This window comes from Kitasatospora sp. NBC_01246 (assembly GCF_036226505.1).
In the GTDB taxonomy this organism is placed as follows: Bacteria; Actinomycetota; Actinomycetes; order Streptomycetales; family Streptomycetaceae; genus Kitasatospora.
The window spans coordinates 8,356,676-8,378,900 of record NZ_CP108484.1 but is presented as its reverse complement, the minus strand read 5'-3'; the positions used below and the strand labels follow the sequence as shown (position 1 = coordinate 8,378,900).

Sequence of the window (22,225 nt, the reverse complement as noted above, 5' to 3'; positions counted from 1 at the left end):
GGGAGGGGGTCCTTCCGTTCGTACGGGATCGTGGTGGTCGAGGTGCGGGTGGTCGTGTCGCGGGTGGTCGTGGCGCGGTTGCTCGTGGTGCGGGGGCGCGCTCAGCGCGAGAGCGTGGCGACGGCCTGGGCGTGGACGCCGGGCGCGGCGGCCAGGAAGCTCTCGCTCAGCGGGGTCCAGGGGCGCCCCTGGGCGTCGGAGATCCGGCCGCCGGCCTCGGTGACGAGCAGCGCCCCGGGCAGCAGGTCCGCCCGGGCGCCGGCGAACTGCCAGAAGGCGTCGATCCGGCCGGCGGCCACGTTCACCAGGTGCAGGGTCGCGGGCACGGCGGTGCGGACGACCAGCGCGTCGAAGAGCATCGCGGTGATGGAGGAGCCGACGCGCCGCACGACCTCCTCGTTCTCGTCCGGCCGGGCCTGGCTGGTGGCCACGATGCCCAGGCCGAGGTCCGCGGTCGGGGACACGTGCAGCGGCCGGCCGTCGAGGTGGGCGCCGGCGCCGGCGAGCGCGGTGTAGGTCTCGCCGGTCAACGGCAGGTGGACCACGGTGAGCACCGGCCGGTTATCGCGTACCAGGGTGGCGGTCACCGCCCAATCCGGCAGGGCGTGCAGGTGGTTGACGTTGCCCTCGGCCGGGTCGACGACCCACCACTCGCCGGGCGGCAGCGCTCCGCCGTCCAGCTCGTCCTCCACCCACCCGGCCTCCGGGCGCAGCTGCGTGAGGCGGGGGCGCAGGACGTCGAGGGCCGTGTCGTCGTTGGCGGCGAGCGCGTGCATCAGCTCCTCGCGGGTCCGGTAGTGGACCACGTCACCGAAGCGTGGGAGCAGCGCGGAGCCGGCCTCGCGCACGGCGATCGCGACCTGGGCGAGCAGGTCGGCGTCGGAGGCGGCGACGGCGGTGGTGTCCTGAAGCATCGCGGACATGGCGGAACTTCCTTTCCCAGCAGAGGTGATGAGGGCCGGTCGGGCCGAGCGGTCCGTTGCGTCCCGCGCTCACATCTCGAAGGTAGACAGCCCGGCCATTAACCACAACTGCATGTCAAGCACGGCTAGGATTACTCCCATGCAACTGGATCTGAATCTGCTCGCCGCGCTCGACGCGCTGCTGGAGGAGGGCAGCGTGGCCGGGGCGGCCGCGCGCCTGCACGTCACCGCCCCCGCGATGAGCCGCAGTCTGGGCCGGATCCGCCGTACGACCGGGGACCAGATCCTGGTACGCACCGGCCGCACGATGACCCCGACCCCGTACGCGATCGCCGTCCGGGAACAGGTGCACGAGCTGTTGCACCAAGTCCAGGGGGTGCTGGCGCCGAGCCGTGAACTCGACCTCACGACACTGGAGCGCACCTTCACCCTCCGCTGGCACGACTCCCTGGTCGCCGCGAGCGGCCCCGCCCTGCTCGCCGCCGTCCGCGCGCAGGCGCCGGGCGTGCGCCTGCGCTTCCTCGCCGAATCGAGCGGCGACACCCCCGGGCTGCGACGCGGCGAGGTCGACCTGGAGGCGAACGCCAACCGCCCGGCCGCACCGGACATCCGTGCCGAGAACGTGGGCGAGACCCCCCTCGTCATCATCGTGCGGCACGGACACCCCCTCACCCGCGTCGTAGCCGTCACCGCGCAGCACTACGCCGCCGCCGAACACATCACCGTCTCGCGACGCGGAAACCTCGCCAACACCCTCGACGACGCCCTCGCCCGGCTCGGCCTCAGCCGCCGCGTCGTGGCGAGCGCGCCGACGGAAGCGGCCGCGCTGGAGTTCGCCCGCGGCTCCGACGTCCTGGTCAGCGTCCCGGAAGCCACCACACGCACCGCGGTCACCGACCTCGGCCTGGTCGCCCTACCCCTGCCGCTCGAACTGCCGTCGGCACCGGTCTACCTGTCGTGGCATCAGCGCCACGACAACGACCACGCCCACGCCTGGCTGCGCGGGCTGGCACGGACCGCGCTGGCCGCCTGCGCAGCGCCGTAGCCGGCACCGTCCGGGCCGCTCCACCCGCGTGAGCTACGTGGTTCCCTCCACCCGGCCCCTTGGAGCCGGTCATCTAGGCTGGCGCGGTGACCGATGAGCGGGGGCGGGCGCAGCCGTCGGGAGTGCGGGCCACGGCGGTGGGGGTGGCCAGGGTGCGAGCGCTGGAGACCGCGCGGGAGAACGCGCTGTTCCGCGACCCACTGGCCCAGGCCTTCGCCGCCGCCGGCGGCCTGTGGCCCCCCTCGCCGCCGCTGCCCGACGACGAGGCCGCGCGGCGCCGCCGGCTGGCCGTGTCGTACTCCATCGTCATCAGGACGAAGTTCCTCGACGACCTGCTGCGGCAGGCCTGCGCGTCCGGGATCCGGCAGGTCGTGCTGCTCGGTGCCGGCATGGACAGCCGGGCCTTCCGGATGGACTGGCCCGAGGGCACCCGGCTGTTCGAGGTCGACACCGCCGCGCCACTGGACTTCAAGGCTTCGGTGCTGCGCCAGGAGCGGGCCGTCGCACGCTGCGATCGGATCACCGTCGCGGTGGATCTGCGCGAGGACTGGCCGGGCGCGTTGGCCGCCGCAGGGCACGACCCGGCCGCGCCGACGGTGTGGATCGCCGAAGGACTGCTGATCTACCTGCCCGAGGGCGCGGTGGAGCTGTTGCTGGCCCGGATCGGCGCACGGTCGGCGGCGGGCAGCCGGATGGGGCTGACCTCGGGCTCGCGTGGCGTGATCGGGCGCTTCGGCGCGGACGCCGTGCCGGGGTCGGCGGCGTCCCTGTGGGTTTCGGAGATGCCCGACGACCCGGTGCGCTGGCTGGCCGGGCACGGCTGGGAGGCCGACTGCCACACGCTGCGCGAGTGCGGTACCGCCTACGGCCGCCCGATCAGCACCCCGCCGCGGCGCGAGGAACGACCCGGCGGACTGATCTCGGCGGTCCGCCGGTAGGGCGCCTCGGGTCCTTCATCGCCGCCGAATCGCTGCTGCGGTCGAACGAGTGCTTCGGCTTGCCGGGCGACAGGCCCGGCGGATGCCGATGAGGCGCACATCCGGCGAGAGCGTCACCGGATGTGCGCCGCTCACGTCCTGATGCGTCAATGCTCAGCGGGGGTTCGCGACTCGCGGTGCGCGAAGTACGGGCACGGAGAACCGTTCATGGATAAGTCTTGAACGTGTACGAGACGCGGATCACATGAGGGAAGGTCACATTCCGCCTGGCCCGGCGCGCCCGGTGAGTGAGCATGGCATGGACACCTCATAGGAAGGCCGAGATGAAGCTCTCTTTCAGGCGCGTCGGACGACTCCTGTCCGTCCCGTTCACCGTCACCGCCCTGCTGGGCCCGGCCCTCGCCCTCGCCGCGACCCCGGCCGCGGCGACAGCCACCGCGACGGACGCCTACACGTTCACCAACGGCGACGGCACCCTCAACGCCACGGGCAACAACGACGGGAACCAGATCTCCGTCACGCCGGACGGCACCAACTACCAGAACTTCCGCCTCATCAAGCTGGGGACCCCCGGCCAGTTCAACATCGCCAGTACGTCGTCCGGGAAGTGCGTCTACGCCACCCAGCCGGCCACCCAGAAGTCCTGCGGCCAGGACGGCGAACAGTGGCACTTCCGCCCGGTGGACGGCAAGCCCACCTCCTTCGGGATCGTCCGCCGCGACGACGCCAGCGGCGCCGAGTGGTGCATGGACAACCGGGGCGGCCTGCACCTGTGGGGGATCCTGGCGCAGCCCAACGTCTGCAACGGCAGCGCGGCCCAGGAGTGGAAGGTCCCCGCGGCGAAGGCGGCCGAAGCCAGGAGCCTGGCGCTGGACTACTACGCCGACCTGTGTGCCAGGAAGACCGCCACCTGCTCGTGGACGGAGAAGTCCGAGGGGCAGCCCGAGGTCCTGCCCCGCCAGCCCGCCTCGTCGGTCTGGTACAACGACACCGCCGACAAGGTGACGCAGGTCTTCACCACCATCTACCACTCGGGCTGGTCGCAGTCGTTCGGTGTGGGTCTGTCCTCCTCGGTCGGCGTGTCCGTCCCGGTCCAGGCCATGGTCTCCACCCAGCTCCAGACGACCACGACCTACGAGTCCGACCAGTCGACCATCAACGGCATCGCGGTGACCGTCCCCGCCAAGAACTACGGATGGGTCGACTTCGCGGCCGTGGGCAAGAAGGTCACGGGAACGTGGACCTTCGACACCGACAACCAGCCGTGGACGACCGACGCGACCGTGACCGTCCCGGTCATCAACTCCACGGCCGGCTCCACGATGTACGTCGCCCACACCAGCCCGGACCAGCCGGGCACCACGAGCGTGACGAGCGCTGACGCGCCGACGCTGACCATGGCCGCCAAGGCGTCCTTCACCCCGGACCTCCCCGACGGCACCACGGCGTCGCAGGACGGCCCGAACACGGTGAAGCTCGTCGACACCGCCACCGGGGCCAGGATCGGCACGATCAAGCCGAGTGCCGTCGTGGACACCAAAGGGACCACTCACCCGGTCAGTCTGACGGTCTCCGGCAACGTCATCACGCAGACCATCGAGAACGCTCCCGGCGACACCATCGACGGCTCCATGACCATGCCGTCCGTCAGCTACAACACCACCACCACCGCTCCGGCTGCCAAGACCGGCGGCCTCGCGACCGGCGGTGCCACGACCGCCGCGCTCACGACCACCTCCGCGAAGTCGACCGTGAACCCCGCGTTCTGGCCGATTCCCGACCGCGAGCACCCGAAGAACTCGGACGAGTGGAACAAGTGCATGGCCAAGGAGCTGGGCAAGAGCATGGTGGAAGGCGCAGCCAAGGCCGCCCTGCTGGGTGCCCTGCGAGGCGGCCAGCTCGGCGCCGCCGCCGGCCCCGAGGGAGCGGCGGCGGGCGCCGCCCTGGGGATGCTGACCGGCACCGTCACCGGGCTGGGCAAGGCGTACTACGTCTGCGGTACCGACCCGGGCTGATCCGCACGCACACCGCACGCGGGTGCCACCCACCGACCGATCGAGTCGGCGAGCGGCGGGCGGGCCGACACCGGGCGGCTCTCGGAGACGACCTGTGTCGCCCGCCGCCGTGGAGGCGCAGCCGCCCGAGTAGTGCGGCGTACCGCGTGCCAGGTCGACCCGCCGCCACGGGTCGACCCGTCGAAGTCCCCTTCAGCCACAGCTGGCCGAAGGGGACTTCGCGAACCGAACCGCCGGTACGCCGAACGGACCCCGGCGCGGCCGGGGCGCGATCCCGGCGGTGCTTGTCCGAGCTGCGGGGCCGGAGCGGCGAGGCGCCCACGGTCGCGAGTGGACTGCCGGATGTCGATGCGCGCTGGGACCGGGGCCGAACGGCCGGCTCTCCCGGCCGGCCCGGGTCGCACTCGGGCGACGCGTCATGTCACACCAGGGCGAAACGCTGCCTGCCGCGGCACCAGCCACCCAGGGTCCGGCGCCGTCGCGGCCTGCCGGACCTCCGCCTCCGGCGGAGACGGGCACTCGCCCGGTCGGCGGCGTCAGCGTGCGCGTCAGCCAGGCCGGCCCCGATCGAGGGCTCCGACGCCGTCTCCGGAGCGGGTTCGGAGCGGGTTCGGAGCGTGAGCTCAGCGGGGAGCTGTGCGTCTCGTGCGTCTCGTGCTTCGAGGGCGTGGCCTGTCAGACGGGGCCGGGGCATCGTCCTCGTGGCGGCTGCCGGCGTGGTGGGCGGCGAGGTGTTCGTTCAGGACGTGGGGTGGGATGCGTTTGACGGCGTAACGGGTGCACAGGGCCAGGACGAGGAGGTCGTCGGCCTGGCCCAGGACCGGGATGAACGCGGGGACGAGCTGGATCGGGGACAGGGAGTAGGCGAGGGCGAGGGCGATCGCCGCGCGGGCGTCGCGGGGTACGCGTCGGTCCCGGAGGAGTCGGGGGCCGACGGCTGCGGCCAGGAGCAGTCGTCGGGCGGCGGGGGCGAGCCGTTCGGGCAGGATCGCGGTGATCCTGTGTCCGATCAGGCGGGTGGTGATCGCGCCGACGGCGCTGATGGCGAGCGGCCAGAGCAGCCATGTCATGGGAGTGTCCTTGTGCCGGGTGCGCGGTGGGGCGCGCGGGTCCGCCGGTGTGCCTGGACGGTGCGGTTCAGGACTGCGTGTGGAAGGCGGCGTCGGCGGCGTTGCGCTGGGCCTGTACCTCCATGTCGTCGGTCCACCCTGCGCTGTGGCGGAGTCGGGTGAATTCGTGTTCGAGGGTGGTGTCGGAGGTGGTGCGGGTGTCGGTGCTGATGGTGACGGGCAGGCCGGCGGTGAGCAGGCGCGTGGCGGGGTGGTCGGTGAGGGTGGGGACGGCGGCGGTCTGGACGTTGCTGGTGGGGCACATCTCCAGGGCGATGCGGTCCTGTCGCAGCCGGTGCAGGAGCGCGGGGTCGGTGGTGCAGCGGACGCCGTGGCCGATGCGGCGGGCGCCGAGGACGTCGATGGCCTCCCACATGCTGTCGGGTCCGGCGGCTTCGCCGGCGTGGACGGTGCAGGGCAGGTCGGCGCTGTGGGCGAGGTCGAAGGCAGGGCGGTGGGGGCTGCCGGGGTGGAGGCGTTCGTCGCCGGCGAGGTCGAGTCCTGCGACGAGGTCCCGGTGGCGCAGGGCGGTTTCGGCGACGGCGAGGCTCTCGTCGGGGTTCTGGTGGCGCAGGCAGCACAGCAGTAGGGCAGTGCGCACCGCGGTGGCGGCCCGGCCTTGGGCGAGGCCGGTGGCGACGGCGCGTACGGCGTCGTCGGTGGTCATGCCGTGGCGGGTGTGCAGTTGCGGGGCGAACCGGACCTCGCCGTGGACGACGCCGTCGCGGTGCCAGTCCTCGACGAGTTCGCGGGCGGCGCGGGTGAGGGCGTCGGGGTGCTGGAGGACCTGGAGGGGCAGGTCGATGTAGGTGAGGTAGCGGGTGAGGCTGCCGCAGTCGGGGGGTGCGACGGTCAGGTGTTCGACGGGGGCCGTGAGGGTGAGTCCCTGCCGGCGGGCGAGGTCGGCGATGGTGGCCGGGCGGACGGAGCCGTCGAGGTGGCAGTGGAGTTCGTAGCGGGGCGGGCGGGCGGCGGGGGCGGTCACGGGGTGTCCTTGCGGGTCGGGGGTGTCCGCCCCGGGCGGAAGCGGGAGGTGGCCCGGGGCGGACGGCTGGGGTGGGGGATGGTTCAGGCGGGCTTCGGGGTGGTGGCGCAGGTGTCGAACAGGAGCTTCTTGAAGCCGGTCTCGCTGGCGCGGCGGACCAGGGTGACGTTGGAGGCGGGGGCGTTGACGCGCCGGTCGATGAGCATCTGGCCGCGTGCTTCGTCGCCGATGGCGATGTCGACGTGGGCCTGTTCCTGTTCGGTGATCAGGGCGGGGTCGAGGGCGACGGCCATCGCTACGGGGTCGGGCAGGTCGTAGCCGGCCAGGCCGGTGACGTCGCGGACCCAGTCGGAGACGGTGCGGTTGATGGTGTGGGCGAAGTGGGCCATGGGGGTGCCGAGCTGCTCGAGGTGCCGCTGGTCCGCGGGGGTCATGACGGCGTCCTGGCGGGAGACGTCCCAGCCGATCCAGGTGACCTTGTCGGGGGTGGCGGCCTGCAGGACGATGCGGGCGGCCTCGGGGTCGGCCCAGACGTTGAACTCGGCGGTGGCGGAGATGTTGCCGCGGGTGTCGGCGGCACCGGCCATGCAGTAGACGTGGCGGTAGCGGGTGAAGAGGTCGCGGTCGCGCAGGAGGGCGGCGGCGATGTTGGTGAGCGGGGCGAGGGTCACCAGGGTGAGCTCGCCGGGGTGGCGGCGGGGCCAGTCGAGGAGCGCGTCGACGGCGTGGCCGGGTTCGGGGCCGCGCACGGGGTCGGGCAGGCCGGTGTCGCCCATGCCGTCCTCGCCGTGGACGTGCTGGGCGCTGGACAGGTCACGCGTCATCGGGCGCTCGCAGCCGGGGTGCACGGGGACGTGGGTGGCGCCGGCGACTTCGAGGGAGATGAGGGCGTTGCGGGTGGCGGTGGCGACCGGAACGTTGCCGGCGACGGTGGTGACGGCGCGGATGTCGCCGAGGCCGCTGGCGGCGGCCAGCAGGAGGGCGACGGCGTCGTCGGAGCCGGTGTCGGTGTCGATGATCAGGGGCAGCGGGGTCATGACGGGCGGGCCTCTCGGAGGGCAGGGGGGGTGGGGACTCAGTGGCGAGTGAGGCGCTTGAGGTCGCTGGGCCGGGGCAGGGCGCCGCGGGCGCCGCGGCCGGTGACGGCGAACGCGCCGGCGGCGACGGCGGTGGCCACGGCCTGCGGCAGGGGCCTGCCGCGGACGATCTCGGCGGCGAGGGTTCCGCAGAACACGTCGCCGGCGCCGGTGGTGTCCACGGCGGTGACCGCGGGTGCGGGGAGGCAGGTGACGCCCTGGTCGTCGGCGATCAGGGCGCCGTCCGCGCCGAGGGTGACGACGGCGGCGCTGCCCCGGGCGGCGAGGGCCGCGGCGGCTTCGGTGAGCCGGCGCAGTCCGGTGATCTGGCGGGCTTCGACGGCGTTGGCGACCAGCAGGGGGTGGGCGCCGTCCGGGTGGGGCGGCAGGGTGGTGGCGGGTGCGATGTTGTGGATCCACCGGGCTCCGGCCGTCAGGAAGGACGCGGCGGCGGTGACGGCGGGCTGGGGGACCTCGCCGCTGGTGAGGATCAGGTCGCCGGCGCGGGGGCGCAGGACGGTGAGGGCGTCGGTGACGTCGTCGGCGGACAGCAGGGCGTTGGCTCCCGGCGCCACGACGATGCTGTTCTCACCGTCCGTGTCGACGAGGACGACGGCCTGGCCGGTGGGGGCGGACAGGTCGGTGATGGCGGTGTCGGTCATCACCCGGTTATTGCGCAGATCGGCCAGGGCCCGCAGGCCCTCGGCGTCACCGCCGATCCTGGCGACGAGGTGGGTGACGGCACCGATGGTCGCCGCGGCGACCGCCTGGTTGGCGCCCTTGCCGCCGAATCCGGTGGTCGCGGCGGTGGCGAGCACCGTCTCCCCCGGGGCGGGGAGGACGGGGCAGCGCAGGACGCGGTCGATGTTCACCGACCCGATGACCAGTACGCGGGGGGGAGGGAAACATGCTCATACGACATGTCTAATCGTTTAGATGAGAGAATGCAAGCGATCCCGGGGCACACGAGGACGGCGCCCGGGCCGACACCCAGGGAGCACACGCATGGCAGTCACACTGGCGGACGTCGCCCGCAGGTCCGGAACCTCGACGGCGGTGGTCAGCTACGTGATGAACAACGGCCCCCGGCCGGTGGCCCCGGCCACCCGCGAGAGGGTCCTCAAGGCCGCGGCCGAACTCGGCTACCGGCCCAACCGCATCGCCCGGGCCCTGCGCTCGCGCACCAGCGGGGTGGTCGGCCTCGTTCTCGCCGACGCCTCCAACCCCTACTTCGGCGCCCTCGCCCGCCATGTCGAACGGGTGCTGGAGGAGCACGACAAGCTCACCCTGACCGGCAACGCGGGCTACGCGGCCGACCGCCAGGAGCACCTGGTCGAACGATTCCTCGCCGCACAGGTCGACGGCCTGATCATCGTCTCCGGCGACGGCGGGAGCGATGTCGCCGCCGAGGCCTCCGCCGCCGGCGTCCCGTCCGTATACGTGCACAACGCCCCCGCCGGAGCGCGGACCCCCGCCGTGGCCGCCGACAACGACGACGCCGTCCGCGCGGCCGTCGCCCACCTGCGCGACACCCACGGGCTGCGGGAGATCGCCTTCCTCGCCGGCCCCCGGGACGCCGGGCCGGTGGGCCTGCGCCAGGAGGCCTGGCGCCGCAGCATGGCCGACCTCGACGGCGAACCGCTGCTGCTGCGCTGCGACTACGCCCGCGCCGCGGCCGCCGACCTGATCGCCGGCCTGGCGGCGGAGGGTAGCCTGCCGCGCGCACTCGTCGCGGCGACGGACGAACAGGCTATCGGCGTCCTGGCCGCGGCCTTCACCGCCGGGGTGCGCGTACCCGAGGACCTCGCCGTCATCAGCCTCGACGGCGCGCCCGAGAGCGCCTACACCGCCCCGTCCCTCACCGTCACCAGCCAGCCCCTCAAGGCCATGGCCGAACGCGCCGTCGCCCTCCTGCTCGGCAACGCCGCGCACCCGCACACCCCGGGCGCCGACCTCGTCGTGCGCGGCAGCTGCGGCTGCCCGGCCGGACGGTAGGGCCATGGTGCTGACCGGCGGCCCTCGCCGCTTCGCCGGCCTGGGGCCGGCGGTGGCCAGTGGACCCCGAGTCGCGAGGACGGATCGCCTCCCAGGGCGAGTTCGACCCGCAGGCCCCCGCCCTCGCCCTCGCGCACGGACAGGTCGACCAGCTCGGCTCCGGTGATCTCCAGCGCCCGCCGCGCTCAGCTGCGTCACCTCGCCGCGTGCGGCGCCCGACAGCAGGCCCCGGGTGATCTCCGCGCTCGTGCTCAACCAACGCTGCTGACTCTGTGCTTCCTCGTAGAGCCGGGCGTTGTCGATCGCCACCCCGGCAGCGACCGCCAGGGTCGCGATCACCGACTCGTCGTCGGCGTCGAACTGATCCCCGTTCCTCTTGTCGGTCGGGTAGAGGTTGCCGAACGCCTCTTCCCGCACCCGAACCGGAACTCCGAGGAAGGTCCGCATCACTGGGTGATGCGCCGGGCAGCCGTAGGAGGCCGGATGCGCCGCGAGGTCGTCCAGCCTCAGCACCTCAGGACGACGAATCAGCTCGCCACACCCACTGCTCCGCGCTCGACAACTGCTCCGGCCTGCGGCCGTGGCCGCCAGCCCGTCAGATCGCGAGGTCCCGGCGGTTCAGCAGCCGGAAGGCCGCTGTCAGGCCGGCCAGGCCTACGGCGGACAGGACCGCCAGCGAGGTCCAGGGAACGGTGCCGTGGGCGAGGGCGTCGCCGGGTGTGTAGTAGTGGAAGGGACTGAGGTAGCGCAGGGGGGCGGCCGGGGACCAGGCCAGGGCGACGAAGTTCAGTGCGAAGCCGACCGCGCCGAACGCCACGGTCGCGCCGACCACGTGCGCCCGGCGTCGGCTGACCGCCGAGACGGCGAGCACCGGGCCGGTCAGGCAGAGCGTGAAGGCGCAGCCCAGAAGGCCGGCGGCGAAGACCCCGCCGACGGGGACGGCGTCGCGCAGGTCCGGTGAGAGGGCGACCCCCGCCGCGATGGTGGCGGTGGCGGCCGCGTTGAGCAGGAACGAGACGGCGGCCAGGGCGGCCGTACGCTCGGCGAGCAGCCGGCGGCGGGCGAGCGGCCGGGTCATCAGGAGCTCGATGGTGCCGGATTCGACGTCGGCGGCGACCGCGGCCGCGCCCAGCGAGCCGATGGCGGTGAGCTGGAGGGCGATCCAGAACGGATGGGTCAGGCCCGCGCCGAGCAGCCCGGCGTAGCTGGCGAGGGACACGTCCCCGTTCGAGCCGCTGAACGCCTTGAAGGCACCGGGCGGGGTCCGGCCACCGCCGAACAGATCGGAGGGCGGAACGGTACTGGTGATCACCACGATCAGAGCCTCGAAGACGACCATGCCGAGCAGGAGCGCCGCCAGCATCCGGCGGCGACGGTGCAGGGCAAGCCAGACCAGCGGCAGTCGACGGCTGACGGTACCGCGGTTCATACCCCCTCCCCCGTGCCGTCGGCGGTCTGCCCGGATGCGCGGTAGAGGTCGAGGAACGCCTCGTCCAGGCCCGCCTCCTCGACTGTGAGGTCGCCCACCGGCAGGTCGGCGAGCAGCCCGCGAACGGCTGTCACCACCTCGTCCGGAGGCGTCGGTGAGGAGCAACGTGATCCGTCGGGCCCGGGCCCGGCGCAGGCCCGCCACCGACTCGACGGTGACCACCCGGCCGCCGCGGACGATCGCGACCCGCCCGCAGGCCCGCTGCACCTCGGGCAGCACATGGCTGGAGAGCAGTACGGTCCGGCCGGCCGCCGTCTCCTCGGCGAGGATCTCGAAGAAGGCCTCCTGGACCAGCGGGTCCAGCCCCTCGGTCGGTTCGTCCAACACCGTGAGGGCGGGGCGGTGCTGGAACGCCTGGACCAGACCGAGCTTCTGCTTCATTCCTCGCGAGTACTCCCCCACCGCCCGATGGAGGTCACCCATCGACAGGTTCAGCCGGGCACAGAGTTCGGCCTGCCGTGGCACCGGGGTCCCCTGGAGGGCGGCCAGCAGGTCGAGGGTCTGGCGCCCGGTCAGTTCGGGGTAGAGCCGGAGTTCGCCGGGGAGGTAACCGATCGCGGGCGCCAGGAGCGGTGGTCGGCGACGGGGTCAAGACCGAGCACCCGGACCTCCCTGGTGGTCGGCCGCAGCAGCCCGACCAGGCAGCGCAGCGTCGTGGTCTTCCCCGCGCCGTTCGGACCGAGCAGCCCGAACACCTCGCCCGTTCCGACCTCGATGTCCAGCCCGTCGATGCCGACGGTCCGCACCGACCAGGCGATCGCCTGTAGCCGACAGCGGCTGGCCGCCAAGGAGGCGGAGCTCCGGGCCGTCCTCGCCTCCGGCGCCGAGGTCACCTCGGCCCACGTCCCCGAGGACCCGGCGGAGGCCCTGGAGGCGGCCGGCCGGGGCGCCACCATGCTGGTGCTCGGCTCACGGGGCCTGAGCACCCTGCGGGGCTTCCTCGTCGGTTCGGTGAGCCAGGAGGTCCTGCGCAGGGCGGCCTGCCCGGTGGTCCTGGTCCGGGCGGAGGAAGCCGACGGGAAGCCGGCTCAGGCGCAAGACGCCGCCGACGACGCGGCGGCGGACGGCGAGGTCCTCCTGGGCCTGGATCTCCGCCGGCCCTGCGACGACGTGATCGCCTTCGCCTTCGAAGCGGCCCGGCTGCGTTCCGTGCCGCTTCGGGTCGTCCACACCTGGGACCCTCCCGCCGGCAGCGAGTACATGGCGTTCGCCGCCATCGGTGCCATGGACGCGGAACTGTCGGCCTCCGAGCGGCAGCAGCTCTCGGACGTGCTGGGTCCCTGGCGTTCCCGCTTCCCCACGGTGACCGTCGCGACGGACCTGGTCCGCGGCCACGCGGCGGTCGGCCTCGTCGAGGCCGCCGCGGATGCCGGGCTCCTCGTGGTCGGCCGCCGGGTCAGGCGCGCGACGCTCGGTGCGCACCTCGGGCCGGTGGCGCACGCCGCGATCCACCACGTCCACTGCCCGGTCGCGGTCGTCTCCTACGGCTGAACCCGCGGAAGGCCGTCCGGCTCGCCCATCGGGGCCGAACGGCCCCCGCTGACAGCCCGGGTGACGACGCAGGCTGGTGCCGAGAGGTGAGAACGATGCGCACGGTCGTCGTGTACGAGAGCATGTACGGCAACACCCGCGAGATCGCCGAAGCCATCACCGAGGGCGTTCACCGGGCCGACCCGGAGGCATCCGTCGACTGCCTCCCGGTGTCGCGGGCCGACGCCGAGGTGACCCGCACGGCGGACCTGCTGGTCGTCGGCGGCCCCACCCACATGCACGGGATGTCCTCCGGCGTCAGCCGCCGGATGGCCGCCATGGCCGAGGCGAAGAAGGAGGGCCACGAGGACGCCGCCCACGAGGCGCACGAGACCGCCGGGGGTCCGGGTCTGCGCTCCTGGTTCCACTCGCTCCCCAAGACCGAACCCGGCACTCACGCCGCGGCCTTCGACACCCGCGCCGACACGCGGATGAGCGGCGGAGCCGCGGACGGCATCGCCCAACGGCTCGCCCGCCACCGCTACGACGTCGTCACCGACCCCGAGGGCTTCGTCGTCGAGGAGACCGACGGTCCCCTGCGGCAGGGCGGGATCGAGCGGGCACGGGTCTGGGGTGCCGGGCTGGTCTGAGTCGGCTGCGGGCCAGCGGGAGACGTCTCTCGATGTGCGGGGCGCGGACGCGGTGATCGACGCCTGCCGGCGCTGCCTCGCGTCGCTGTTCACGGACCAGGCGATCGACTTCCGCGCGAGCGGATGGGCGTCGACCGCCCCTTCCTGGCACTGTCGGCCGGCGCCCAGCCGACGGTCCGCCCCGACCTCGCGGGAGCCGGGATGGCGTTCGCCCCCGATACCGACACCGGTTTCCCCGGGGTGATGGTGCTGGGCGCCGCCTGGGGACCGGACGTGACGGTGGTCAGCGGCCGGTGTCACGCTGCCCGCTGTGCCGTAGACCGCCGCCGCGCCGGACACCCGGACCGGCGCGGCCCCGGCTCCCGAAGGATCCGGCCGAGACTACCGAGGACCGCCGCAGCCGGCCGGCGGGCCCGTTCAGGTACCCGCCACCTCGTTCGCGTATCGTGCGCCGACATCGGAATCCGCGAAGGGCAGTCCATGAACACGTCGGCGTCACCAGCCGCTCCGGGGGCGTTGGGACGGCATCTGGGCCTGTTCGACGCCGTGGTGATCGGGCTCGGGTCGATGATCGGCGCGGGAGTCTTCGCGGCGCTCGCGCCCGCCGCTTCGGCAGCCGGCTCCGGGCTGCTGGTCGGGCTGGCCCTGGCGGCCGTGGTGGCGTACTGCAACGCCACCTCGTCGGCCCGGCTGGCCGCGCGCTACCCGAGGTCCGGGGGCACCTACGTCTACGGCCGCGAGCGCCTCGGCGACTTCTGGGGCTACCTGGCCGGATGGGGCTTCGTGGTCGGCAAGACGGCCTCGTGCGCGGCGATGGCACTCACCGTGGGCTCCTACGTGTGGCCCGCCCAGGCGCACGCCGTCGCGGTCGCGGCAGTGGTGGTGCTGACCGCCGTCAACTACGTCGGGGTCCAGAAAGCCGCCTGGCTGACACGCGGAATCGTCGCCGCCGTCCTGGCCGTGCTGGCCGCGGTGGTCACCGCCTGCCTGACCGGCTCGACGGCCGACGCCGGCCATTGGGCGGTCGGCGCGGACGCCGGCTTCCACGGCGTCCTGCAGGCGGGCGGCCTGCTGTTCTTCGCGTTCGCCGGGTACGCGAGGATCGCCACGCTCGGGGAGGAGGTGCGCGATCCGCGACGGACCATCCCCCGGGCGGTCTCGCTCGCCCTCGGCATCACCCTGGTGGTGTACGCCCTCGTCGCGCTCGCCGTCCTCGCCGTACTCGGCCCGGCCGCTCTGGCCCACTCGGCGGCGCCGCTGGTCGACGCCGTCCGGGCCGCCGGCGCCCCGGGCCTGGCCCCGGTGGTGCGCGCGGGTGCGGCCGTGGCGGCGCTCGGCTCGCTGCTCGCACTGATCCTCGGGGTCTCGCGCACCACCCTGGCGATGGCCCGCGACCACCACCTGCCGCACCGGCTGTCCGCCGTCCACCCGCGTTTCGGCGTGCCGCACCGCGCGGAGCTGGCCGTCGGCGCGGTGGTCGCCGTCCTGGCGGCCACCGCGGACGTGCGCGGCGCGATCGGCTTCTCCTCCTTCGGCGTACTCGCCTACTACGCCGTCGCCAACGCCTGCGCCTGGACCCTCACGCCCGCGGAGGGACGCCCACCCCGGGTCGTGCCGGTGGTCGGCGCGGCGGGCTGCCTCGTCCTGGCCGCCGCCCTGCCGGCCGCCTCGGTGCTGTGGGGCGCCGCCGTGCTCGCGCTGGGCGCCACCGTCTACGGCGCGCGCAGGCTGCTTCGCCGGGGCTGAGCACGCCTCGGTGGCCGACTGCTGCACCGACGGCCGTGACGCGCGGGCCGGCCGGGCGCCGGCCGGCCGGGAGTCATGGTGACGACGGTGCCGCCGCCCGGGCATCGGGGCAGCCGAGAGTCACCGTGACGTCGGTGCCGCCGCCCGGGCGCGGGGCCAGGGTCACCGTGCCGCCGTGGGCGGTGGCGACTGCCTCGACGATCGCGAGGCCGAGCCCGGTGCCGCCGCTCGTGCGCGAGCGCGAGCTGTCGCCCCGGACGAACCGTTCGAAGACGTGCGGGGCGAGCTCGGGAGGGATCCCCGGGCCGTCGTCGGAGACCATCACGCGGCGGGCTTCGACCCGCAGGACGACGGTCGTGCCGTCGGGGGTGTGGCGGTGGGCGTTCGAGAGCAGGTTCGTGACGACCTGGCGCAGCCGGTGCTCGTCCCCCGTCACGACGACCGGCTCGGGCGGCAGTTCGAGCCGCCAGTGGTGGCCGGGCGCCGCGACCCGCGCGTCCTGGGTGCAGTCGAGGGCGATGCGGGTGAGGTCGACCTCCTCGCGGGCGAGCGGCCGCCCCGCGTCGAGCCGGGCGAGCAGCAGCAGGTCCTCGACGATGGCTCCCATCCGGACGGACTCGGCATCGATGCGGCGCAGGGAGTGCGTCACCTCGGCCGGGGTGCCTCCCGGGTGACCGAGGGCGAGTTCGGCGTGGCCCCGGATGGTGGCGAGCGGCGTCCGCAGTTCGTGGCCCGCGTCGGCGGCGAAAGCGCGCAGCCGGTTCTCGGACGCGTGGCGCTGGGCGAGGGAGTGCTCGACGTGGCCCAGCATCCGGTTGAAGGCGAGGGCGACCCGGCCGGTCTCGGTCCTCGGGTCCGCCCCCGGTACCCGGTCGTCGAGGACGACCTCGCCCTCCGCGAGCGGGAGGGCGCCGATCCGTTCCGCGGTGTCGGCGATGCGGTTCATCGGGCGCAGCGAGAGCCTCACCCAGAGGGCGCCGGCCACGCCGGTGATGCCGAGGGCGATCGCGAAGGAGACCAGCTCCAGTGCGACGACGCGGTTCTCGGTCTCGTGGACCTGGTGCAGGGGGAGGCCGGTGATCAGGATGTCGCCGTCGCGCCCGGCGACGGCGCGGAGGCGGTAGGGGCCCAGGCCGGAGAGGCGCACCGAGCCGGGTGTTCCGCCCACCGGGAGCCGGGCGAGGTTCTGCCGGTCCCGCTGGGTGAGGGCGACGGTGTCGTCGGTGTCGGCCGGGAGGGTGCCCTCGGCGACCCCGTCGTCGTCGGCGTCGCCGTCGACCACGCCCGCGTTGGTGACCTGGCCGTTCACCAGGCGGGCGCCGAAGGTGCCGGGGCTCTGGGCGCGGGTGTCGCCGCGTGGTCCCGGGCCGGCGCCGCCGTGTTCCAGGCTGGCGGCGTACCGTCCGCCCGCGTCGGCGAGGCGCTGGTCGAGCTGGTTCACCAGGTAGTGGTCGAGCGCGGTGGTGACGGCGAGGCCGACACCGGCGAAGGTGACGGCCAGCAGGGCCAGCAGGCCTGCGACCAGCCTGCTGCTGATGGTGCGCGGCACGAGGCGGCTGTCCACCAGCCGGCTCTTCACCGAGCGGCCCTTCACCGAGCGGGCCTTCACGGAGCGGCTGTCCACCAGCCGGCCCTTCACCGAGCGGCCCTTCACGCGACGGGTGCTTTGATCAGGTAGCCGGCGCCCCGGACGGTGTGGATCATCGCCGGCCGGCCCGCGTCGACCTTCTTGCGCAGGTAGCTGATGTAGAGCTCCACGACGTGGGCCTGCCCGCCGAAGTCGTAGGACCAGACGGCATCCAGGATCTGGGCCTTGCTCAGCACCTGGCGCGGGTGCTGCATCAGGTAGCGGAGCAGCTGGAACTCGGTCGGGGACAGCTCGACCGGGGTGCCGCCCCGGAGCACCTCCCTGGACTGCTCCACCAGGACGAGGTCACCCAGCACGAGGGCGCCCGCCGGCACTGCGGCCGCGGAGGTGTCCGCCGCCTGGGCCCGCCGCAGCAGCCGCCGCAGCCTGACCACGACCTCCTGCAGGCTGAAGGGCTTGGTGACGTAGTCGTCGCCGCCGGCTTCGATCCCGGCGATCCGGTCCTCGACGGCGTCCCGGGCGGTCAGGAACAGCACCCGTACCTGGGGCTGCTCGGCGTGGATGCGTGCCAGCACCGCCATGCCGTCCAGGCCGGGGAGCATCATGTCCAGCACGACGGCGTCGGGCTCCCAGCCGCGGCACTCCAGCACCGCCTCCTCCCCCGAGGCCGCCCCGCGCGACTCCCAGCCCTCGTGGCGCAGGGCGGCGCACAGAACCTCGACCAGGTCGGGTTCGTCGTCGACGACCAGGACACGCGGGGTGGGCACGGGCATGGCATCCAATCCGGTCGGCGCTCCCGGTCGCAGGGGGCGTGCGGTAGCTCTCCGCGCCATTGTGCCGTGCCAGGGTGAGAATCCGCTGAGACCGCAAACCGTCGATCATGGCCCTGAGCTGGCAGAACTCTCTGCAGGAGGGTCGGTGGCGGCGGAACTCAGAGGGAACTGAGAGGTACGGCTGACACGGTGGCCGGTCTCCGGATCACGGTCGTCCGCGCACCCTGCCCGGGCCGCGCGCAGGACGTCGGAGCCGCGCAGAGAGGAACAGGACCATGGGTACCGCAGTCCAGCGACCGCGTCGCGCCGCGCCTGCCGGCCACCGTCGGCACCAGCGCACCTCGCAGCGGCCGGTGCTCCCGCCGTGGCTGCTCGCCCGGCTCGTCCCGCCGGCCGTGGCCACCGGAGCGGGCACCGTGCTCGCCCTGTGGTGGCAGGACACCTACGCGGTGACCGGTGCCGACCAGTGGCTCACCGGCGCGGGCCGGATCACCGGCCTGCTCGCCGGGTACGCCGCGCCGGTGCTGCTCCTGCTGATGGCCCGGATACCCGCCCTGGAGCGGGACGTCGGCGCGGACCGGCTGGCGCGCTGGCACGCGATCGGCGGGCGCTACCTGGTCGGTCTGGTCACCGTCCACGTCCTCACCGTCGTCTGGGGGTCCGCGCTCACCGCGCACCGGGCCGTCCTCCGCGAAACCGTGCGGATGGTGCTCCACGACCCGGACATGCTCAAGGCCACCGCGGCCACGCTGCTCCTCCTCGGCACCGGCGCCGTCTCGGCCCGGGTGGCCCGCCGCAGGCTGGGTTACGAGACCTGGTACTACCTGCACCTGGCGACCTATCTCGCGGTCGCCCTCGGCTTCGCCCACCAGCTCACCAACGGCGCCGACCTCGGCCGGGGGCCCGCCCGCGCCGGCTGGTACGTGCTCTACCTCGGCACCTTCGCCGTGCTGGGCTGGTACCGGCTCGCCGTCCCGTTCCTCCGCGACCGCCGCCACCGGCTGCACGTCGCGGAGGTCCGTCCCGAGGGCCCCGGGGTGGTGTCCGTCTTCCTGTCCGGTGAGCGGCTGGGCGAACTGCGCGCCGAACCGGGCCAGTTCTTCCGGCTCCAGTTCCTCGCCCCCGGGTTGCGGTGGGCCGCCAACCCGTACTCGCTCTCCGCACCGCCCACCGACCGGTTCCTGCGCTTCACCGTCAAGGGACTCGGCGGCCACAGCGCCGCCCTCGCCGGCCTCCACCCGGGGACCCGGGTGCGCGCCGAGGGCCCGTACGGGGCCTTCACCGCCCGCCGGCGGACCCAGCGGCGCGTCCTCCTGATCGCCGGCGGCGTCGGCATCACCCCGCTGCGGACCCTGTTCGAGACCCTGCCGGCCGGGCCCGGTGAGCTGACCCTGCTCTACCGGGCCCGGGACGGCGAGGACCTGCTGTTCCGGCGGGAACTGGAGCGGATCGCCGGGACGCGCTCGGCCCGTCTGTCCTACCTCGTCGGCCGTCGCGACGAGACGGGCGACCCGCTCTCCGCCGCCGCGCTCGGCCGGCTGGTGCCGGGCCTGGCGCAGCACGACGTGTTCCTGTGCGGGCCGGCGGCCATGACCGGGGCGGTCACGCACGAGCTGCGTGCCGCCGGCGTCCCCGCCCACCGCATCCACCACGAGTCGTTCGACCTCTGAAGGAGCCCGCCATGCGCCGCGCCGTTCTGGCCAGCACCGTCACCGCAGCCGGCGTCGTCCTGCTGCTCTCCCTCAAGCCGCACGGCTCCGCCTCCCCCGGGGCCGCCCCCGTCATCGGTTCCGATCCGGGCGGCACCGCGTCCGCCGCCCCGGCGACGCCCGGGGGGTCGTCGTCCGGGGAGCCGTCGTCCGGGGATTCGTCGCTCTCGGCCGCCGCAGGAGCGGGTAACGCTTCCGGCGCCCGGGTCGTCACCGGCAACGCCGTCGACACCCGCTACGGACCGGTCCAGGTGCGGATCACCCTCAGCGGCGGCCGGATCACCAAGGCCGAGGTGGTGCGGTACCCGTCGGAGAGCAGGCGCGACCTGGAGATCAACCAGTTCGCGCTGCCCCGGCTCAACCAGGAGGCCGTCTCCGCGCAGAGCGCGCGCGTCGACGCCGTCGCCGGCGCCACCTACACCAGCGAGGGCTACCGGCGGTCGTTGCAGAGCGCCCTCGACCAGGCAGGCGTCTGATGCTCGGACACACCGAGCACGCCATGGGGACGGTCTTCTCCTTCGCCGTCCGCGACGCCGCGCCCGCCGACCTCGCCCCGGCCCTCGCCGAACTCCACCGGCTCGACCGGCTCTTCTCCACCTACCGTCCACTGAGTCAGATCAGCCGTCTCGCCCGCGGCGAACTGACCCTCGCCCAGTGCGATCCGCTGGTGACCGAGGCCCTCGACCACTGCGCCGCCGTGGCACGGGAGACCGCCGGCTACTTCTCCGTACGGGCCGGCGGCTCCCTCGACCCGTCGGGCTGGGTCAAGGGCTGGGCGATCGAACGCGCCTCCCACCTGCTCACGGCTGCCGGGTTCCCGCACCACAGCCTGACCGGTGGCGGAGACGTCCAGACGGCCGGAGCCCCGGCGCCCGGCCGCTCGTGGCGCGTCGGCATCGCCGACCCGGCGGCCCCCGGCCGGCTGGCCGCCGTCGTCGAGGCGCGCGACCGCCTCGCGGTCGCCGGATCCGGTACGGCCGAACGCGGCCAGCACATCCTGGATCCACACACCGGGCGCCCGCCGCACGGCGCGCTATCGGTCACCCTGATCGGCCAGGACATCGCGCTCACCGACGCGTTGGCGACGGCCGCCTTCGCCATGGGGCCAGCCGCCGCCCTGCACTGGGCCGAGCGACGCAGCGGCATCGAGGCCCTCGTGATCCTGTCCGACGGCACCCGCCGGGGCACCTCCGGCCTGACCGCCCTCCTCGCCGCGCCCTGACCCGGGACCACGGCCGCACCGACCCGGCCCTTCGGCGTCGGGTGTTCGTCACGCGGGTGCCTCCGGTGCGCGCGGCCGGGCGCCGTGAACTCCGCCGACCCGGGAGCTCTGTTCCCACGGACCGGACGCAACTCACCGTTGCGGCGATCACCGCCGTCCCGATGGCGTGGGCGCTCTACGGGGCCGACGCCATCGGCTCGCGTACCGGGGACGTCGCCGTCCGATGGCGCGCGCCTGGGCGATGGTGGCCACCACTGGCTGGTGTGGCCCCCGCAAGGCCGGGAGCTGAGCGGGCCCACCCGGCTGCGCCACCGCCGAAAGACTTGACGCCGACCGTGCGACGCGGTGCCATGAGTCCCGACGGAGGGGGCACACGGTGGCCGACGAGGGCAGCGATGCCGAGGGCCGAAGCGACGAGGGCCGGAGCGACGAGGGCGGCGGTGACCAGCCGGATCGACCGGATCGACCAAAAGGCCCGTACCAGGCCGGATTTGAGGACACCTTCTGGTTGGTACTGCTCGGGCTGATCGTGGTGGTCCTCTTCTTGGTCGGCCTCCTCTCCTCCTTGGGCGGTGACGCCGGACCGGCGAACCAGGACTGGAACTCCGGCTGGCACTGAGCGGGGCGTCCGGCGCTCCGCCACCCGCTGCCCTCCGAGCGGCCTCCCCAGTGACCGCCGTCGTCGGTCACTGACGGGTCTTCTGCTCCGTCAGTCAAACGACTGATGTGCACCGCGCTCGGGTCCGCCAGGGTCGAGGGCACCGGGTACTTCCCGGTGGCGGGCGCGCGGGCGTGCCGCGAGGCCCGTCGACGCACGTGAACGAGGAGTACCAGGATGGCAACCAGTCAGCGGTCCGGCGCACGGTGGAGGACGGTCGTGGTCACCGGGGCAGCGGCCCTCGCCGTCGCCGGCGGCGTCGCCGCACCGGCCGGCGCGGCGACGCTCCCAGCGGCTTCGGCGGCGGACGGTCCGGTCGCCGGGAACCAGGACCTGCGCGACGCCGTGCAGGCGGGGGAACCGGCGCACCCCCGGGACCACCCGAGCGGTCGCCCGCTGCTCAGGCACCACTGGATCATCAAGGCCCAGTACGGCACCGTGTCCGCCCTGAACCGGGCGACCAGCTTCGGCTGGCAGCGCAACTACAAGGACTGGACGGTCGCCATCGTCGGCAACGACATCAAGGGGAAGAGGGTCACCGTCTACACCAAGATCACCAACCTGTTCTACGGTGAAGGCGGCGTCATCGGCGCCCAGACGGCTCCGACACCGCAGGTGCTGATCGCCAAGAACACCATCAAGGCCCAGAACGTCGACATCGTCACCGAGATCGTGAACGTCCACTTCATCAGCCCCCAGTGGCAGGACGTCTTCAGCGCCGACTGCAGCGCCCAGGAGAACCTCCGCGACGCTGTGAAGGCCCAGCTCGCCTGCACGATGGGCTGACCCCCTCCGGACCGGCCGGTCGGTCGCAACACCGACCGGCCGGTCCGG

Annotated in this window: 21 protein-coding genes and 4 pseudogenes; 14 read left to right on the top strand and 11 right to left on the bottom strand. The window is 73.8% G+C overall.

The window, feature by feature from the left end; translation table 11 throughout:
* Positions 1–101: 101 nt before the first annotated feature.
* A complete protein-coding gene (locus tag OG618_RS35260) occupies positions 102–923 on the bottom strand; it encodes an inositol monophosphatase family protein (protein WP_329491702.1) in 822 nt (273 codons plus the stop codon).
* A 139-nt stretch (positions 924–1,062) separates the two neighbouring features.
* Between OG618_RS35260 and OG618_RS35255 the strand changes: the two genes are divergently transcribed.
* From OG618_RS35255 to OG618_RS35245, 3 genes are all read left to right on the top strand, one after another.
* The gene (locus OG618_RS35255; RefSeq protein WP_329491701.1) at positions 1,063–1,968 is read left to right on the top strand and encodes a LysR family transcriptional regulator; all 906 of its coding nucleotides are present in this window, start codon (positions 1,063–1,065) and stop codon (positions 1,966–1,968) included.
* Positions 1,969–2,090: 122 nt separating this feature from the next.
* A complete protein-coding gene (locus OG618_RS35250) occupies positions 2,091–2,906 on the top strand; it encodes a class I SAM-dependent methyltransferase (protein WP_329492396.1) in 816 nt (271 codons plus the stop codon).
* Positions 2,907–3,229: 323 nt separating this feature from the next.
* Positions 3,230–4,921: an RICIN domain-containing protein gene (locus OG618_RS35245; protein WP_329491700.1), complete on the top strand. Its 1,692-nt coding sequence runs from the start codon at positions 3,230–3,232 to the stop codon at positions 4,919–4,921.
* Between the two features lie 623 nt (positions 4,922–5,544).
* Here OG618_RS35245 and OG618_RS35240 read toward each other — a convergent pair.
* The 4 genes from OG618_RS35240 to OG618_RS35225 form a co-directional block, all read right to left on the bottom strand.
* The gene (locus OG618_RS35240; protein WP_329491699.1) at positions 5,545–5,991 is read right to left on the bottom strand and encodes a YkvA family protein; all 447 of its coding nucleotides are present in this window, start codon (positions 5,989–5,991) and stop codon (positions 5,545–5,547) included.
* A gap of 67 nt (positions 5,992–6,058) precedes the next feature.
* Positions 6,059–7,015 (bottom strand): adenosine deaminase, encoded by a 957-nt coding sequence (gene add / locus OG618_RS35235; protein WP_329491698.1) that lies wholly within the window; start codon positions 7,013–7,015, stop codon positions 6,059–6,061.
* 83 nt (positions 7,016–7,098) lie between these two features.
* Entirely contained in the window at positions 7,099–8,052 is a 954-nt protein-coding gene (locus tag OG618_RS35230; protein WP_329491697.1) for a nucleoside hydrolase, read from the bottom strand.
* A gap of 38 nt (positions 8,053–8,090) precedes the next feature.
* On the bottom strand, positions 8,091–8,972 hold the full coding sequence (locus OG618_RS35225; RefSeq protein WP_329492395.1) for a ribokinase: 882 nt from the start codon (positions 8,970–8,972) through the stop codon (positions 8,091–8,093).
* Positions 8,973–9,096: 124 nt separating this feature from the next.
* On the opposite strand from OG618_RS35225, the gene OG618_RS35220 reads away from it, so the two are divergent.
* Positions 9,097–10,086: a LacI family DNA-binding transcriptional regulator gene (locus tag OG618_RS35220; protein ID WP_329491696.1), complete on the top strand. Its 990-nt coding sequence runs from the start codon at positions 9,097–9,099 to the stop codon at positions 10,084–10,086.
* A gap of 357 nt (positions 10,087–10,443) precedes the next feature.
* Here OG618_RS35220 and OG618_RS38095 read toward each other — a convergent pair.
* From OG618_RS38095 to OG618_RS38090, 4 genes and pseudogenes are all read right to left on the bottom strand, one after another.
* Positions 10,444–10,599 (bottom strand): annotated as a pseudogene (locus OG618_RS38095) (hypothetical protein); the annotation flags it as partial.
* 82 nt (positions 10,600–10,681) lie between these two features.
* Positions 10,682–11,515, bottom strand: a complete 834-nt coding sequence (locus tag OG618_RS35210) for an ABC transporter permease subunit (RefSeq protein WP_329491695.1) — start codon at positions 11,513–11,515, stop codon at positions 10,682–10,684.
* Positions 11,512–11,649, bottom strand: a complete 138-nt coding sequence (locus tag OG618_RS35205; RefSeq protein ID WP_329491694.1) for a hypothetical protein — start codon at positions 11,647–11,649, stop codon at positions 11,512–11,514. Before OG618_RS35205 ends, OG618_RS35210 begins: the two co-directional genes overlap by 4 nt.
* A gap of 157 nt (positions 11,650–11,806) precedes the next feature.
* Positions 11,807–12,270, bottom strand: a pseudogene (locus tag OG618_RS38090) (ABC transporter ATP-binding protein); the annotation flags it as partial.
* Positions 12,271–12,304: 34 nt separating this feature from the next.
* Between OG618_RS38090 and OG618_RS35195 the strand changes: the two are divergent.
* From OG618_RS35195 to OG618_RS35175, 5 genes and pseudogenes are all read left to right on the top strand, one after another.
* The gene (locus tag OG618_RS35195; protein ID WP_329491691.1) at positions 12,305–13,066 is read left to right on the top strand and encodes a universal stress protein; all 762 of its coding nucleotides are present in this window, start codon (positions 12,305–12,307) and stop codon (positions 13,064–13,066) included.
* Between the two features lie 95 nt (positions 13,067–13,161).
* Positions 13,162–13,695: a flavodoxin family protein gene (locus tag OG618_RS35190; RefSeq protein WP_329491690.1), complete on the top strand. Its 534-nt coding sequence runs from the start codon at positions 13,162–13,164 to the stop codon at positions 13,693–13,695.
* Positions 13,679–13,756, top strand: a pseudogene (locus OG618_RS35185) (hypothetical protein); the annotation flags it as partial. The gene OG618_RS35190 and the pseudogene OG618_RS35185, both read left to right, overlap by 17 nt.
* A gap of 62 nt (positions 13,757–13,818) precedes the next feature.
* A pseudogene (locus OG618_RS35180) lies at positions 13,819–13,965 on the top strand (hypothetical protein); the annotation flags it as partial.
* 210 nt (positions 13,966–14,175) lie between these two features.
* Positions 14,176–15,441, top strand: coding sequence for an APC family permease (locus OG618_RS35175; protein ID WP_329492394.1), 1,266 nt, complete (start codon positions 14,176–14,178; stop codon positions 15,439–15,441).
* A 73-nt stretch (positions 15,442–15,514) separates the two neighbouring features.
* On the opposite strand, the gene OG618_RS35170 is transcribed toward OG618_RS35175, so the two are convergent.
* Positions 15,515–17,020 (bottom strand): sensor histidine kinase, encoded by a 1,506-nt coding sequence (locus OG618_RS35170; RefSeq protein ID WP_442906971.1) that lies wholly within the window; start codon positions 17,018–17,020, stop codon positions 15,515–15,517.
* Positions 17,021–17,091: 71 nt separating this feature from the next.
* Positions 17,092–17,802 (bottom strand): response regulator transcription factor, encoded by a 711-nt coding sequence (locus tag OG618_RS35165; protein WP_442906910.1) that lies wholly within the window; start codon positions 17,800–17,802, stop codon positions 17,092–17,094.
* Positions 17,803–18,077: 275 nt separating this feature from the next.
* Here OG618_RS35165 and OG618_RS35160 point away from each other — a divergent pair, with 275 nt between their 5' ends.
* The 5 genes from OG618_RS35160 (at position 18,078) to OG618_RS35140 (ending at position 22,177) form a co-directional block, all read left to right on the top strand.
* Positions 18,078–19,472, top strand: coding sequence for a ferredoxin reductase family protein (locus OG618_RS35160; RefSeq protein WP_329491687.1), 1,395 nt, complete (start codon positions 18,078–18,080; stop codon positions 19,470–19,472).
* Positions 19,473–19,483: 11 nt separating this feature from the next.
* Entirely contained in the window at positions 19,484–19,987 is a 504-nt protein-coding gene (locus tag OG618_RS35155) for an FMN-binding protein (RefSeq protein ID WP_329491686.1), read from the top strand.
* Positions 19,987–20,733 carry an FAD:protein FMN transferase gene (locus OG618_RS35150; protein ID WP_329491685.1) on the top strand — a complete coding sequence of 249 codons (747 nt, stop codon included), beginning with the start codon at positions 19,987–19,989 and terminating at the stop codon, positions 20,731–20,733. The genes OG618_RS35155 and OG618_RS35150 overlap by 1 nt, the downstream gene beginning before the upstream one ends.
* Before the next feature lie 376 nt (positions 20,734–21,109).
* Complete coding sequence (locus OG618_RS35145; protein ID WP_329491684.1) at positions 21,110–21,352, top strand: hypothetical protein; 243 nt, start codon at positions 21,110–21,112, stop codon at positions 21,350–21,352.
* Positions 21,353–21,568: 216 nt separating this feature from the next.
* Positions 21,569–22,177 carry a hypothetical protein gene (locus tag OG618_RS35140; RefSeq protein ID WP_329491683.1) on the top strand — a complete coding sequence of 203 codons (609 nt, stop codon included), beginning with the start codon at positions 21,569–21,571 and terminating at the stop codon, positions 22,175–22,177.
* Positions 22,178–22,225: the final 48 nt, after the last annotated feature.